Raw genomic sequence first — 15318 nt, 5'->3', positions numbered from 1 at the left:
GGAAGGCCTCAGACGAACCGTCCAGGCACTCGAGGCCGCAGTTCAGGAAGAGCGACTCGTTGTCCTGCGCCCTGCTACGCCAAGCGGCAGACGCCCGGGTGAGGTTCGCATTTCCAGGCGATCTACTCCGAGGGCGTAGGGGACCGGTTGGCCAGCTGGGCCGGTCTCAGGCAGAAGTGCGGGCGGCACGAGTGCTCAGCCCCATGAATTTGCCTTTCGACAAGTACAACACTTAATGAATAAGGCTCGGAAAAATACAACACTGAGTGAATAAGCAGTACAAACGTTGCCCTTGGGCGTCCCTGTAACCTGTTGATTTGATTGAGACGGGAGTACAAGACTCAAGAGGAATCGACACCAGGGTTCCTTCCACCGGGCTTTGTCCAGCCAGGCCGGCCGAAAATCGCTTGTCCCCAGTCTAGGGAGGTTGCCTGGGCCCGGCTGTAGGAGCCCGGCCCAGGTCCGTGTCGTGATCGGCGACGGATGCGGGACCGGAGGCGGGTATCGCTACCATCGGCGGCCTCAGAACCGGACAAGTCCATGGATTCCACACCCGCCGCAGATACCCCTCCCGCCGCCGCCCCCTGGATCGCCCGCATCCCCCTGTCGCCCGAGCGCAACCGCCAGGCCCTGGTGATCGTGCATGCCGACAGGGCCACGCGCCCGGCCGAGGGGCTGCAGACGCTGCTGGGCTTTCATGCCGATGGGCAGGGCGGTTGGATATCCGCCGCTCAGGCGGATGATGGGCGCTGGGGCCTCATCGATGCCGAGGGCCGCTGGCGGGTGCCGCCCACCTTGGAGAAGGCGCGCGGCTATTCCGTCGATGGCCTGGCGCGTTTCCAGCAGGGCGGGCTGTGGGGCTTTGTGGACCTGGCGGGGGCGGTGGCGATGGCGCCGCGCTTTCTGGACGTGCGGCCGTTCCGGCACGGCCTGTCGGCGGCGCGGGTGGGCGAGGACGAATGGCGCATCCTCGACCGCGAAGGGCGCTTCACCTCGGAGGCGCGTTTCCACCACCTTAGCGAGTTCGGCGCCAACGGCCTGGCCTGCGCGACCCCGTGGGACCCGCAGAACGGTGAGCGTCTGCACGGCTTTGTGGACCGGAAGGGCCGCTGGGTCATCGCGCCGCGCTTCCAGGCGGCCGAGCCCTTCGACGAGCTGGAAGTGACCCCCGCCTCGGTCGATGGTGACCTCTGGGGCCTGATCGACGCGCATGGCGAGTGGGTGCTCACACCCAACTATGCGCTCATCGACGCCTTCAACGGCGACGGCCTGGCGTACTGCGAAGGGCCCGACGATGGGGGTAGGGACGATTGCGCCTACCTGGATGCCCAGGGCCGGGTCGTCGTGCAGGGCGACGCCCACCTGGCACGGTACATGGCCTGCGGCCGGGTGGCCGGCAATGCCGAGGGCAGCCGCTTCCTGTGCGCCGACGGCACGCCGCTGGCCACCCCGGCCCTGGCCTGGGGCACCCATTTCCGGCCCGCCTGCGGCTTTGCGGTGGTGCGCACCCGCAGCAGTGGCGATGGCGGCGAGGCAGTCCCCGCGGCCTGGGGCCTGTTGCACACCGATGGCCGGGTGCTGCCGGTGGATGCTGCGCTGCGGGAGCCGCTGACCGACGCCGAGGGCTGGATACCCGCCGAGGAGCGCGGCACGCCGCTGGTGCCGTTTATCACGCGCGATGGCCAGGTGGCCTGGATCGACGGGGCGGGCGCCGTGGTCTGGCGTGCCGTGGCCGAGGGGGCGCAGGTGGTGCTGCAGGCCGCCGATGGCCGCCCGCTGTGGCGCAGCGCTGCGCAGGAGGGGCCCGTCGGGCCGCTGCAGCCGTTCTTCCACCCCCAGCCCGCCGCGCACCAGGATGCTGTGGCCCTGGCCCGTGGCCTGCTGGCCGATGCCGAGGCCGGCCTGCACGGCCTGGCGGCGGGCGCGGCGCTGGAGGGCGGGCCCGCCTATGACGAGGAGGAAGAAGCGGACGAGGACGCCGCCCCGGTGCGCCATGCCGTGCGCACGCGGCGGCTGGCGCGCACCTACCTGGGCGAAGAACACAGCGGGCACTACGAGTTCCTGGGCCCGCTGCTGGCCGGTGCCGTGGACCAGGCCCACGCGGCGGTGCTGCAGGCTCTGACCGGGGACCACGGCCCGCCCGTGCGGGACCCCGAGCACAAGGTCCCCTGGTGGTTCCCCGCCGGCCACCTGCCGCCCGCCTGGGCCGTGCCGATGGACCGTGCCCTGCCGGGAGACAGCGGTGTGCTGCGCGAGTCGCGCGAGCAATGGCTGTCGCTGTACAAGGTGGATGGCACGGGCGACGGCGACGCCTGGTGGGAGCTGTGGCTGATGGCGGCGCCGAGCGTGGACGCGCTGCAGACAGCGCAGCGCGCACGCCAGCAGGCCTTGCCGGCCGGGGAGGGCGGTGGGGGCATGCCTGGCGCGGGCGTTGACGGCCAGGCCGATGCGTCCCGCGAGCCGCAGACGCGCGAGGAATGGTTGCAGACCGTGGCCAGCAGTGGCCGCTCCATCGGCCGGGTGCCGGCCCAGTGGCTGGACGACGCCATGGTGGACGCGGCCGTTGCCGACTGGACCGCGGCGTTGGAAGACGTGCCCGCCCGGTTCCAGACGCCCGAGCGCCTGGCGGCCCTGGTGCGCCAGGGGGTGGACAAGGCCACGCAGATCCCGCCCCGCTGCATGACGGCCGAAGGCCTGGCCCTGGCGCGCGCGCTGTACGCGGGCCAGCCCGACTGGGACGGGCGCGACCAGGAGCACAGCCGCGTGCCCCGGCAGTGGAACCACAACAGCCTGTACGGTGTGTGGGCTGGCCTGCTCACGCCGGCGATGGCGCTTGCGGCCGTGCGCGCGCATGCGCCCCTGCGCAGCGTGGCGCACTGGCTGCGCACCGATGCGGTGGAAGAGGCTGCCCTCAGCACCAGCCTGGACAACATCCGCGACCTCGACCCCGCCAAGATCACGCCCGCCCTGGCCGAGGCCGCCGTGCGCTACAGCGGTGACCGGATCAGTGCCATCCCGGCCCACCTGCTGACCCCTCAACTGTGCCTGATGGCGGTGCGCAACAACGGCCAGTCGCTGGCCCTGATTCCCGAGGCCCTGCGCAGCGTGGAGGTCTGTGTTGCGGCGCTCAAGGAGTCCTGGAACCAGTTCATGGAAGTGCCCGCGGCCTTGCGGGTGGAGGTGACCACGCAGCTCATCGACGAGGAGCTGGCGAAAACCGCGCGCAGGAAGAAGAAACCCGGCACGCCAGACGAGCGCAGCGAGTGGCATGCCAACCGCGCCTGGGCCAAGCTCTGGGCAGGGGACTGGCTGGGCGCCATTGCCGATGCGCAGCGCGGGGCGGGAAGGTCGGTGGACATGCACTACGTGCAGGCCAGCGCCTGGCGCGCGCTGGGCCGCCGCGACGAGGCCGCGCAAGAGGCCGCGAACGTGCTCGCGCGCGAGTCGCCCTACATCGCGATGTGGAACCGCGCCGAGGACACGCGCTGGCTGAAGGCCCTGGCGCAGGAGCACACCGCCAGGGCGCTGGCGGTCGACGATGCGGCCCTGGTGGAACTGCTGCGCGCACAGCCCGACATGCTGGGCGAGATTCCGCGCGAGCGCATCACCCACGCCATGGTGGATGCCGCGCTGCAGGCCGATGAGCGCACCGTGCGCTTCGTGCCGCGCCGCCTCCTGACGCCCGAGCGCTATGCCATCGCACTGGAGCGCAAGGCCAAGCAGTTCGGGCAGATCCCTGTCAGCATGCTCACCGAGGCGGCCTGCATCGCGCATGTGCGCAACGCGGGCTGGAACCTGGGCGCGGTGCCCCAGGCCCTGCGCACGCTCACCGTCTGCGCCTACGCGGTGCGCCACAGCGCCCGCGCCATCGAGGAGGTGCCCGAGGCCCTGCGCGAGCGGGTGCCGGCCGCGGTCCGCAAGCTGCCGAAGGACCGGTGAGCGCCGGGGCGGCCCGGCGGCGGGCGGCCCTGGCGTTACTGGTTCTTCAGGCTGAGGACGTTGCCCTCGGCATCGACCGTGGCGACCGCGGTGTTGGTGACGATGGCATTGAAGGCGTTGGTGCCACGGTATTTCGTGAACACGGTCATTCCGCCATCCGTCACCCGGTAGCGGGTTTCGACATGCTCGTAGCTCTTGGGGTTGCGCATGGCGGACTTGACCGCCGTCTCCACGTTGCGGTGCGCGCCGTTCCATGGGCTGAACTGGGACTCGTACTTGGCCTTCACGGCGGCGGAGCGCGCCACCTCTTCCTGGAACTTCTTTTCCGCTGCCTGCTGCGTCTCTATCGTCTCGAGCTTGCCCTGGTAGAGCAGGCGGCTGCCGGGCTCTTCCTTGATCAGCGTGCGGTAGATATGCACCAGCCGGTCGTTGGAGAGGGTGTTCGCATTCTCCAGCTCCAGCTTCATCATCTGCACCTCGGCGCGCGACTGCAGGCGCCCCAGGTCGGGGTCGCGCGTCACCCCCATGAACTTGGTGATGGTGGCGTGGGCTTCTCGCGCCTGGCCCGCTGCGAGCTGGCGTTCCACCTCGGCGATGATCTTCGTCTTGTTGGCGGCGTACTCGGCCTCGCGCTCTTTCTTCACCGCTGCAGTGCGCGCAGTGGCCTCCTGCTGCTTCGTGGCCTCGTCCTGCTTGCGCTTTTCCTCGGTGGCGCTGCCGAAGCTGCTCACCTGCAGGAACATCAGCACCAGCACGATGCCCACGCTCCAGCCGGGGGAGGGGAAGAGAGGGGTGCGCGCCAGGATCCGTTGGCGGATCGGTGGCAGCAACAAGACGAGCATGGGGATGAGCAGCAGCCCTGCGGCATAGCCGCCGGATGTGCCCACGCCCCCCAGGGTGCTCAAGCTCGCGAGAATGGCCATGGCATACAGCCCGGCCGCTACCAGAATCGGCTTCGACAACATCGGAAACAGTCCTCCTTGAATCATTTTGTTGCGCGCGATCATGGTGTGCTATCCCGCAAATAGGTGATAGCCATGAAGCCGATGGATTTCGCGCCACGGCAATGCGCAAACCGCCCCTGGGTAGGGCGTCCGCTAGCGGCTGTTCGGCAGCAGCCGCTCCACCAGCGGGTGCAGCACTTTCTTGTGCGCGGCGATGGCAAAGAAGTACTCCTCCACGCCCGCGCAGGCACCCACCCGCTTGACCCCGTAGTGGGCCGTCAGCTCGTCGTGCACCAGGCCCGCCATCGGGAACACGCCCATGCCCGCCGCGCCGAAGGTCTTGAGCAGGGCACTGTCCTCGAACTCACCGGCGAGGTTCGGCCGGATCGCCATGCGTTCGAACCACTGGTCGAGCCGGGTGCGCACGGCGGCATGGGTGGTGGGCAACAGCACCGGCACTTTGGCCAGGGACTGCGGAAAACCGCGCCGGGCCGCTGCGTACAGCGCAGGTGGCGCGTACCAGGCCAGGGCCGACGAGGTGAGCGGGTGGCTGTAGACCTTGAGGCTGGGGTTGGGCGGTGCGGGGCGGTCGGCCAGCACCACGTCGAGCCGGTGCAGCGCCAGGTCGCCGAGCAGGTCCTCGAATTCGTCCACCAGGCACAGCAGCTTGAGGTGTGGTGCCTGCATCACCGGCTGCATCAGGCTGCGCACCGCCAGCTTGGGCAACTGGTCGGAGATGCCCACCACCAGGCGCACCGTGGGGGCGCCGGCCGCATCGCGCACGGCGGCCGGCAGCTGCTCGCCCAGCTGGAAGATCTGCTCGGCCTGGCGCATGGCGGCCAGCCCCGCGTCGGTGAGCACCACCCCGCGCCCCGAGGGCTTGAGCAGGGCGTAGCCGAGCGCGCGCTCGAGCTCGCGCACCTGCGTGCTCACGGTCTGCACCGCCATGCCCAGGCGCTCGGCAGCGCGCGCGACACCGCCCTCCTTGGCGACGACCCAGAAGTAGTAGAGGTGCCGGTAGCTGAAGTCGGGGCCCATGCACTGTCCGGTTTTTCAGAACTGTCGCTTCCCAATTCGCTGCTTTCACAAAGCTGCCACCTGGCTATCGTGGTGCCAGGCACGCAGACCACAGGGTGGCCGTGGGGCGGGCCACCACACCGACCCGTCGGAAGGAGACAGCCATGTTGAGAGTCCTTGTTCCATCGGATGGTTCCGCCAATTCGCTGCATGGCCTGCGCCATGTGATGGGCGAGTTTGCGAAGAACCGGGATCTGGCGATCCATGTCCTCAACGTGCAGCCGCCGTTCTCCCAGCATGTCTGCGATTTCAGCAGCAAGAGCGACCGCACGGAGTTCCACCAGGAGCAGGCCGAGCGCGCTCTGGCGCCGGTGCGCCAGGCGCTGGACGGCGCCGGCATCCCCTACACCGTGCACATGGAGGTCGGCGACAAGGCCGACTGCATTGTGGCGGCCGCGCGCCGGCTCGGCTGCGATTGCATCGTCATGAGCACGGCGCGCAAGAGCTCGCTGGTGCGCATGGTCGAGAACTCGGTCACCAACCAGGTGATCGAGCGCACGAGCGTGCCCGTGGAGGTGATCGCCGGCGAGCGCGCATCGAAGCTGGAGCGCTTCGGCATCCCCGCGGGCGTGGGCGCGGGCATCCTGGTGCTGTGGATGGCCGCCAGCTGAGCGGGCGCAGGGCCTGGCGATGACCGGCAGCATCGACACCCTGGCCACCGGCCCGATGTGGGCCGGCTTCATCGCCTTCGTGCTGGCCATGCTGGCGCTGGACCTGTTCGTGCTGGGCGGCAACAAGGCGCACCGCGTTGCTGCGCGCGAGGCCGCGGGCTGGGCGTTGGCCTGGGTGGTCCTGGCCTGCGGCTTCGGGGCGCTGCTGTGGTGGTACCTGGACGGCGTGGCCGGGCGCGAGGTCGCCAACCGGAAGGCGCTGGAGTTCTTCACCGGCTACCTCATCGAGCAGGCCCTGTCGGTGGACAACATGTTCGTGTTCGTGATGGTCTTCGGCTACTTCGCGGTGCCGCCGCAGCTGCAGCGCCGCGTGCTGCTGTACGGCGTGCTGGGCGCGATCACCATGCGCGCCGCGATGGTGCTGGGCGGCGTGTGGCTGGTGTCGGAGTTCGCCTGGGTGCTCTACGTCTTCGGCCTGTTCCTCGTGGTCACCGGGATCAAGATGCTGGTGTTGGCCGAGCGCAAGCCCGACCTGGACCACAACCCCCTGCTGCGCTGGCTGCGCGGCCACCTGCGCATCACGCCGGGCTTCCACGGCCAGGCCTTCTTCGTGCGCATCGGCGGCGTGCGCCATGCGACACCGATGCTGCTGGTGCTGCTGATGATCGAGGCCAGCGACCTGGTCTTCGCGGTGGACAGCATCCCCGCCATCTTTGCGGTGACCACCGACCCGTTCATCGTGTTCACCTCCAACATCTTCGCCGTGATGGGCCTCAGGGCCCTGTACTTCCTGCTGGCCGACATGGCCGAGCGTTTTCGCCTGCTCAAGTACGGCCTGGCGCTGGTGCTGGTCTGCATCGGCACCAAGATGCTGGCCGCGCCCTGGTTCCACCTGCCCACGCATTGGTCGCTGGCGATCGTGGGCGCCATTATTTTGGTGTCCATGGTGCTGAGTCTGAAGCTCCCCGGCACCAAGCCGTCCACGCGCGCGGGGTGAGCGCCGGGATCGGGATGCACTTGTCCGATCCGAGCCTGGAACTGGCCAGCGCGATCATTCTCACGGCCCGCCCTGCGGGCGATAGTGGCAGCCCTCCCATCCACTGTCCCCCCGCGAGAACCTACCGTGCGCCTCATCAGAAACTGGCTTCCCCTTCTTCTTGTTGTTGTGTCGACCGCCCTGTGCTGCACCGCGCAGGCGCAGCAAACCTACCCAACGCGGCCCATCACCCTGCTGGTGCCGTTTCCAGCCGGCGGGCAGGCCGACGCACTGGCCCGGGCCACGGCACCGGCGCTGCAAAAGGAGCTGGGCCAGCCAGTCATCGTGGAGAACACGGCGGGCGTGGGCGGTGCGCTGGGCGCGCAGCGCGTGCTCAACGCGCCGCCCGACGGCTACACGCTGATGTTCGGCACGCCCATTGAGCTGATCCAGACGCCCATGGCCGTGGCCGGTGCCAGGTACCAGCCCGACGCCTTTCGCATGGTGGCGCCCGTGCTGTCCACCTACCTGATGATGGTGGTGCGCTCCGAGCTGCCGGTGAACAACGTGGCCGAGTTCGTGGCGCTGGCCAGGTCGCGCGCCGCCAACGAACTCAATTACGGCAGCGTGGGCCGCGGCTCGGCCTACCACCTGGTGGCCGAGCGCTTTGCCCAGGACACGGGCGTGAAGATGGTGCACGTGCCCTACCGGGGCGCGCAGCAGATGATCACCGACCTGGCGGGCGGCCAGATCGACATGGGTTTCCTCGCGATGGGTGGGCCGGTGCCCGGGCTGCTGCAGACGGGCAAGTTCAAGGCCATCGGCTACACCGGCACCACGCGCCACCCGGCCTTCCCGAACGTGGCGACCCTCAACGAGAGCAAACTCGTCAAGGACTTCAACTTCGACCTGTGGGGCGCCGTCATGGCCCACCGCAACGTGCCCGAGGCCGTGGTCGCCAAGGTGCATGCGGCCGTGAACACGGCGCTGCGCCAGCCGCAGTTCCGCAAGAACCTGGAGGCCACGGGCGTCATACCCGCCGAACCCACGAGCCTGGCCAGGGCGGCCGCCTTCTACGCGTCGGAAACCGTGCGCTACCAGCGGGTGGGCAAGTCGATCGACCTGCAGCCCGAGTAGGGCCCCCGGGGGGGCCGGGCGTCGCTAAGGGACTTTCCGGGTAGCCGCAGAGGCGCCCACAGGGCACCATCGCGGCATGTACTCCGACATTGCAGAGGGCACGCTGCGCGCGGACCCGGCCCGGGCTGCCATGGCGGCGGTCCAACTCCCCTGGAGCCAGGCGTCCTCGGCCGCGGCGGGCGAAAAGCGCTTCGCCCCCTCCAAGCTCTCGGTGCTGGTCGAGGTGGCCCAGGAGCTGGGCTGGCCCGTGGATGCCGTGCTGGCCGGCACGGGGCTCGACGCGGCGGCCATCCGCGACCCCTTCACGCTGACTTCGCCGTCCCAGTTCCTGCATGCCGCGCGCAATGCCGTGCGGCTGCCCTGCGGCTACGAGGCCGGCGTGCGCGTGGGTGCCCGGCTGCACGCCTCCTGCTACGGCATGTACGGCTATGCGCTGCTGTGCTCCGAGTCCATGCGGCAGATGTTCGACACCGGCGTCCGGTTCCATCAGCTGGCCAATGGCATGCTGCAGATCAAGTGGGTCGAGCAGCAGGGCCTGGCCACCTGGCTGCTGCCCTCGCACGACACCCTGCTCGTGCGCGACGTGGACGAAGCGCTGTACCGCCTGCTCATCGACCTGCAGTTCGCCGTGCACGTCACCCTGTTCAAGGACACCATGGGCCCCTGGTGCGTGCCCCAGGGCGCCAGCTTCACCTGCCCAGAGCCACCCCACGCGGCACTGCTGGCGCAGCTGCTGGAGTGTCCGCTGGCCTTCGGCCGGGCGCAGAACACGCTGAGCTACCCGGCCGCCTGGCTGGACCGCGCGCCGCAGCTGGCCAACCCCATCACGGCGGCCCATGTCTCCAGCCAGTGCCTGCGGCTGCTGGAGGATTTCCGCTGGCATGCGGGCATTACCCGGCGCGTGTACCAGGAGCTCACGCGCACGCCGGGCCAGTTCCCGGACATCGAGGTCGTCGCCGAGGCGCTGAGCATGACCTCGCGCACCCTGCGGCGCAAGCTGGAGGCGGAGGGCACCTCGTTCACCGACCTGATGGCCAGCGTGCGCAAGGCCCTGGCGATCGACTACCTGAGCACCACGCGCCTGGGCGCCGACGACATCGCCGCGGCCATCGGCTTCAGCGACGCGGTGAGCTTTCGCCACGCCTTCAAGCGCTGGACCGGCAAGTCCCCCAGCGAGTACCGCCGGGCGGCGGGCTTCCTGCAGGGCTGACCGATCGATCCGGCAGGGTGTCCGCAGCGGACACCCATTGGCCGATGGCGTCATTCCGGCGCGCGCCGGGCCCTTCGATACTGGGGTGGGCATCTTGCGATGCACTCATAACCAAGAAGGAGACAACGAGATGATGGCGATGAAACGCAATGCACTGTGGTGCGCGATGGCGGCCGCATCGGCCGGGCTGATGTCGGGCTGTGGCGGTGGTGACGACGGGCCGCAGCGCGGCGCGCTGCTGGAGGCACCCGCCAGCGTGGCCACGCTCTCGGCCGCGCAGATCGACGCGGCCATGGCGGCCGGCGGCCTGCAGGCGCTGACCGGCAAGGCGCGCTGCGACGTGAAGATCGTCGCGCTGAACTACCGCACGGTGGACCCGAAGAACGCCGACGCCAATGTATCGGGTGCCATGCTGGTGCCCACGGGCGCCGCCTGCAGCGGGCCGGCGCCGCTGGTGGCCTACGCGCGCGGCACCGACGTGGCCCAGGGGCGCACCATGGCCAGCGCCACCGATGCCGAGACCGGCATGGCCATGGGCTTCCTGGCCGCGCAGGGCTATGCCGTGGTGCTGACGGACTACCTGGGCTACGCCAAATCGACCTTCCCCTACCACCCCTACCTGCATGCCGATTCGGAGGCCGCGTCGGTGATCGACTCGATCCGCGCGGCGCGCAATGCGGCGGCGGGCGTGGGCGCCAACCTGTCGGGCAAGGTCATGCTGGCCGGCTACTCGCAGGGCGGGCATGCGGCCTCGGCCGCGCAGCGCAACGGCGAGCGCGACAACGCGGCCGAGCTCAACATCGTCGGCGCCGCGCTCATGGGGGCACCGTTCAACGTGTCGGACTCGGCCCGCCAGCCCATCGCCGGGGTGCAGGTCTTCGTGCCCCTGGCCATCACGGCCTGGCAAAAGACCTACGGCAACATCTACACGGATGTGAACACGGTCTTTCGCAAGCCGTATGCGGACACCATCGAGAACCTCATCCCCTCGCGCACGCTGAACGTCGCCACCATGGTCGCCAGCGGTGCGCTGCCCGGTGCCAACGGCGAATCGCCCGAGCAGGCGCGCGCCGCCATCCTGCAGCCGGCCTTCCTGGCCGACTATGTATCCAACAACCAGAACCCGGTCTACCTAGCGGCCAAACGCAACGACCTGATGGACTGGACACCGCGCGCCCGCACCCTGCTGTGCCAGGGCTCGGGCGACCCGACCATCCCCTACGCGCTCAACCAGAAGGCCTTCAAGGCCCTGCTCGACGCACGCGGCGCCACCCACGTGACGGCGGTGGACGTGGACGCCCAGGTGCAGGCCACCTTCGGCACCAACGGCGCGGCGCCCACCGACCCGGCCAACCCGGCCTTCGCCAAGTACTACGGCGGCTACCACGGCAGCTACGCGCCGCCGTTCTGCTTCGCGCAGGCGCGTGCGCTGTTCGATACGGTGAAGTAAACAGACCGCCCCCCAAGGCCATCCCGCCCCGGGTCCGGTGACCTGGTGGTGTCAGGTCGTGCGGAACTGCCTGCGGTAGGCCAGCGGCGAGACCTTGAGCGCCGCCGCGAAATGCTGGCGCATCGAGGCCGGGGTGCCGAAGCCGGCCTTGTCGGCCACCGCGTCGATGGATTCCTCGGTGGTCTCCAGCAGGCGCTGGGCCAGGGCCAGGCGCTGGTGCAGCAGCCACTGGCCCACGGTGGTGCCCATGGCCTCGCGGAAGTTGCGCGTAAAGCTGCGGCGGCTCATCAGCGCCTTGCCGGCCAGGGCATCGAGGTCGTGCGGCTGCTGCAGGTTGTGCAGCATCCAGGCGACCACAGGGCCCAGGCGGTCGCGCTCGGGCGCGGCGCGCACGGGGGTCTCGATGTACTGCGCCTGGCCGCCCTGGCGGTGCGGGGCCACCACCATGCGGCGCGCCGCGCGGTTGGCCGCATCGGCCCCGTGGCGCACGCGCAGCAGGTGCAGGCAGCAGTCGATGCCGGCGGCCGTGCCGGCCGAGGTGAGCACGTCGCCATGGTCCACGTACAGCACCTCGGGCTGCAGCAGCACCTGGGGATAGCGCTCGGAAAAGCGCTCGGCCAGGTACCAGTGGGTGGTGGCCGTGCGGCCGTCCAGCAGGCCCGCCTCGGCCAGCACGAAGGCCCCCAGGCACAGGCCGACGATGGTGGCGCCGCGGTGGTGCGCGCGGCGCAGCGCGTCCAGCAGTTCCGGTGGTGCCGCGCGCGTGTCGTCGAACCACGAGGGCACGACGATGATCTGCGCCTTGCGCAGTATCTCGAGGCCGTGCGCGACATGGATCGCAAAGCCCGCATTGGTGCGCAGCCCGCCGGGCACTACGGCGCAGACCGAGAGCGCGAAGCGGTGGCTGCGGTCCTCGTCGCGGTCCTCTCCGAAGACCAGGCACGGCACCGACAGGTGGAAGGGGCTGATGCCGTCGAAGGCGACCACGGCGACGGTCTCGGGCCGGGCGGGGGGCGGTAGGGTCAGCATGGCCCGATTCTATCGATGATTGGCATTCGGGCCGCTATCGGCCAAGAGCGGTGATGCCTAAGATTCACTCCATCGCAACCCCAATGGAAACACCGACCATGTCCACCGCACCTCGCCGCGCCCTGATCGTCATCGATGTCCAGAACGAATACTTCGACGGCGGCCTGCTGCCCATCGAATACCCGCCCGTGCAGCAAAGCCTGCCCCGGATCCTGCAGGCCATGGATGGCGCGCACGCCGCCGGCGTGAAGGTGGTGGTGGTGCAGCACCATGCGCCCAAGGGCGCGCCGGTGTTCCAGGCCGATGCCCACAACGGCCAGCTGCACCCCGAGGTGGCACGCCGCCACCGCGACCACCTGATCACCAAGGCCACGCCCAGCGCGTTCACGGGCACCGACCTGGCGCAGTGGATTGCCGAGAACGGCATCGACACGCTCAGCGTCATCGGCTACATGACGCACAACTGCGATGCCTCCACGGTCTTAGAGGCCATGCACCGCGGGCTGGCGGTGGAGTTCCTGGCCGATGCCACGGGCGCACTGCCCTACGAGAACGCGGCGGGCTATGCCAGCGCCGAGGAAATCCACCGCGTGTTCAGCGTGGTGTTCCAGAGCAACTTCGCCGCGGTGGCCAGCACCGAGGGCTGGCTGGCAGCGGTGCGCGATGGCCAGCCCCTGGCCAAGGACAACGTGGTGGTGTCCAACCAGCGCGGCCGCGCACGCGCAGCCCGCGCCTGAGTTCGCCTGGCCACCGCCACCATCAACCGGCCAGGTCGCGCAGCGCCCCGGCCAGGGTCGGGTGCTCGAAGCGGTAGCCGGCCTGCTGCGCGGCCCGGGGCTCCAGGTTCTGCCCGTCGAGCAGCAGGGTGGCCATCTCGCCCAGCAACCAGCGCAGCGGCGCCCCCGGCATGCGCAGCCAGACCCGGCGGCCGAAGGACTGCGCCAGCGCGCGGCTGAAGCCCGCCTGCGACGGGGTGTCCGGTGCCACGGCGTTGACCGCGCCCTCCAGCGCCGGGTGTGCCAGGCCAAAGCGGATCATCCCCAGCGCATCGGCCAAGTGGATCCAGGGCGCCGGCTGCCGGCCCGAGCCGAGCACCGCGCCCAGCCCCAAGCGGGCGCTCCATGCGAGCATGGGGTAGGCGCCATCGCCCTGGCCCAGCACCACGCCCAGGCGCAGCCGCACCACACGCACGCCCAGGGCCTCGGCGCGCCGGGCCTCGTGTTCTATGGCCACACACAGGTCGGACTGGAACTCGCCTGGCCGGGGCGGGCCGTCCTCGGCCAGGGCCGCGCCATCGAAGTTGTTGGCCGCACCGTAGTAGCCCACGGCCGATGCGCTGACCAGCACCTGCGGCACCTGCTGCAGCCGGCGCATCAGTTGCACCAGGGCCATGGCCACCTGCGTGCGGCTTTGGACCAGCTCCCGCCGGCGCGCGGCCGTCCAGGGCCGGCCCAGCACCCGGGCGCCTGCCAGGTGCACCACGGCGCCGATGTGGGTTTCGCTAGGGATCTGGTCCAGCTGCTCCACCACCCACACGCCGGGGCCGAACATGCCCTGCGCCTGACGCGCATCGCGCGACAGGGCGATGACGCGCCGGCCCTCGGCTTGCAACTGCCGCACCAGGGCGCTGCCCACGAAGCCGGTGGCGCCGGTGACCAGCACCGCCGGCCCAGATGGCCCAGGTGGCGGCGTGTGCGCCCCAGGGGCGGGCGTCGATGCCTGCTGCGCGGCCGCGCGCCCGAGTCGGCGCACGGCGCGCACATTGCGCACGCTCCACGCCAGCACGCCCACGCCGTACAGCGTGAACAGCCAGGAGACCCAGCCGTGGGGATGGAAGTGCAGTGCGGTGTTCATCGAAGCCCAATCTTGCAGCACCGGCACCATCAGCGCCACAAAGCCCCCATAGCTGATGGTGAGCACGGTGTGCAGCAGGCGCTCGAAGGGCGGCAGCCGGCGCGTGCGGTCCTCTTCCAGAAAGTCGGCCAGGGTGATCAGCACCTCGGCCGCCAGAATCAGCGCCAGCACGCCGGCCATGGCGCCGCGCCATTCGAACCAGGCCAGGCCCAGGAAGACCAGCCCGTACAGGGCCTCGCGCGCGGCATGCAGAGCGAGTTCGCGGCGCGCCGATACGCGCTGCGGCAGGCGCGCCTCCCACTCGTGGTGCCAGAGGTTGTCGAAGGCACCGAGCACGGACTGGAAGGACAGGAGCAGAAAGACGGTATTCATGGTGGACTCACTCACTTATTCATTCATTCAATTTGCAGGGGGTCGGTGAAGACACCCGACTGGTAAAAGGTCTCGCCCCACAGCGGGTGCGCCATGGACAGCGTGAAGCGGAAGTCGCCGCCACCCAGGTCGGTATGGGTCACGCGGCACTGGCCGGGCGACAGCCATTGCGGTACCGGGATGCGCAGCCGGCCCAGCGCCAGGAAGAAGCGGCGGCTCTGGAAGACGAGGCTGCCGTCCTCCTCGAACACGTCGAGGGCCATGGCCAGGCCGCCATCGGTGCGCTCGGTCAGTTGGCCGCCCGTGCCGGGCTCCTTGGTCGAGCGCACGGTGGCCGCGCCAGCTGCTTCTCCGAACACCCGTTCCCACACCACGCCGCCCTGGCCGTTGCTGCGCACCCGCACGGTGGCCGCCAGGCCCCAGGCCTGCAGGCCGGTAAGTGGGCTCCCGAAGGCGCGCGACAGGCCGGCGTACACACGGCCGATGCCGGAGCAGCGCATGTCCATGCGGCCGGTGTAGTCCACGTCGGGGTGGCCGGCACCGAAGCGCCGCCGCACGGCGGCCGGCAGGCGGGCCCAGCCCGCGGCACCCACGTAGTCGGCCAGGTCGAGGTGCCGCACGGCGTCGGCTGCGGGGGCGAAGGAGGGCAGGGCGGTGGAGGGCATGGCGGGTTTCCTGTGGGGGCTGTCTGCTCCTTCTTCTGCGAAAACCGGGCCAGC

12 protein-coding genes are annotated in these 15318 nt (G+C 70.0%); 7 read left to right on the top strand and 5 right to left on the bottom strand.

The window, feature by feature from the left end; all coding sequences use genetic code 11:
* Positions 1-540 precede the first annotated feature (540 nt).
* A complete protein-coding gene (locus AC07PF_RS07900) occupies positions 541-3939 on the top strand; it encodes a WG repeat-containing protein (protein ID WP_494611435.1) in 3399 nt (1132 codons plus the stop codon).
* A 35-nt stretch (positions 3940-3974) separates the two neighbouring features.
* Here AC07PF_RS07900 and AC07PF_RS07895 read toward each other — a convergent pair whose 3' ends face one another.
* Both AC07PF_RS07895 and AC07PF_RS07890 read right to left on the bottom strand, forming a co-directional pair.
* A complete protein-coding gene (locus tag AC07PF_RS07895) occupies positions 3975-4904 on the bottom strand; it encodes a hypothetical protein (protein ID WP_494611434.1) in 930 nt (309 codons plus the stop codon).
* A 132-nt stretch (positions 4905-5036) separates the two neighbouring features.
* Entirely contained in the window at positions 5037-5921 is an 885-nt protein-coding gene (locus AC07PF_RS07890; RefSeq protein WP_494611433.1) for a LysR family transcriptional regulator, read from the bottom strand.
* A gap of 143 nt (positions 5922-6064) precedes the next feature.
* Here AC07PF_RS07890 and AC07PF_RS07885 point away from each other — a divergent pair, with 143 nt between their 5' ends.
* The 5 genes from AC07PF_RS07885 (at position 6065) to AC07PF_RS07865 (ending at position 11344) form a co-directional block, all read left to right on the top strand.
* Positions 6065-6571: a universal stress protein gene (locus AC07PF_RS07885; protein WP_494611432.1), complete on the top strand. Its 507-nt coding sequence runs from the start codon at positions 6065-6067 to the stop codon at positions 6569-6571.
* A 19-nt stretch (positions 6572-6590) separates the two neighbouring features.
* On the top strand, positions 6591-7568 hold the full coding sequence (locus AC07PF_RS07880; RefSeq protein ID WP_494611431.1) for a TerC family protein: 978 nt from the start codon (positions 6591-6593) through the stop codon (positions 7566-7568).
* A 168-nt stretch (positions 7569-7736) separates the two neighbouring features.
* Complete coding sequence (locus tag AC07PF_RS07875) at positions 7737-8684, top strand: Bug family tripartite tricarboxylate transporter substrate binding protein (protein WP_494611430.1); 948 nt, start codon at positions 7737-7739, stop codon at positions 8682-8684.
* 76 nt (positions 8685-8760) lie between these two features.
* Positions 8761-9894, top strand: coding sequence for an AraC family transcriptional regulator (locus AC07PF_RS07870; RefSeq protein ID WP_494611429.1), 1134 nt, complete (start codon positions 8761-8763; stop codon positions 9892-9894).
* Positions 9895-10024: 130 nt separating this feature from the next.
* Positions 10025-11344, top strand: coding sequence for a lipase family protein (locus AC07PF_RS07865; protein WP_494611428.1), 1320 nt, complete (start codon positions 10025-10027; stop codon positions 11342-11344).
* Positions 11345-11395: 51 nt separating this feature from the next.
* Here AC07PF_RS07865 and AC07PF_RS07860 read toward each other — a convergent pair whose 3' ends face one another.
* On the bottom strand, positions 11396-12373 hold the full coding sequence (locus AC07PF_RS07860) for a GlxA family transcriptional regulator (protein ID WP_494611427.1): 978 nt from the start codon (positions 12371-12373) through the stop codon (positions 11396-11398).
* Between the two features lie 98 nt (positions 12374-12471).
* Here AC07PF_RS07860 and AC07PF_RS07855 point away from each other — a divergent pair, with 98 nt between their 5' ends.
* Positions 12472-13110: a cysteine hydrolase family protein gene (locus AC07PF_RS07855; RefSeq protein WP_494611426.1), complete on the top strand. Its 639-nt coding sequence runs from the start codon at positions 12472-12474 to the stop codon at positions 13108-13110.
* 22 nt (positions 13111-13132) lie between these two features.
* Here the strand turns inward: AC07PF_RS07855 and AC07PF_RS07850 are convergent, their stop codons facing one another.
* Together AC07PF_RS07850 and AC07PF_RS07845 are read right to left on the bottom strand one after the other, a co-directional pair.
* Positions 13133-14599 (bottom strand): TIGR01777 family oxidoreductase, encoded by a 1467-nt coding sequence (locus AC07PF_RS07850; protein WP_494611425.1) that lies wholly within the window; start codon positions 14597-14599, stop codon positions 13133-13135.
* A gap of 23 nt (positions 14600-14622) precedes the next feature.
* The gene (locus tag AC07PF_RS07845; protein WP_494611424.1) at positions 14623-15264 is read right to left on the bottom strand and encodes a DUF4166 domain-containing protein; all 642 of its coding nucleotides are present in this window, start codon (positions 15262-15264) and stop codon (positions 14623-14625) included.
* Between the last annotated feature and the right edge of the window lie 54 nt (positions 15265-15318).

It is taken from the genome of Acidovorax sp. GW821-FHT10A04 (assembly GCF_059415825.1).
Note: the sequence above shows the minus strand (reverse complement) of the source record. Positions and strands in the feature narration are given on the sequence as shown.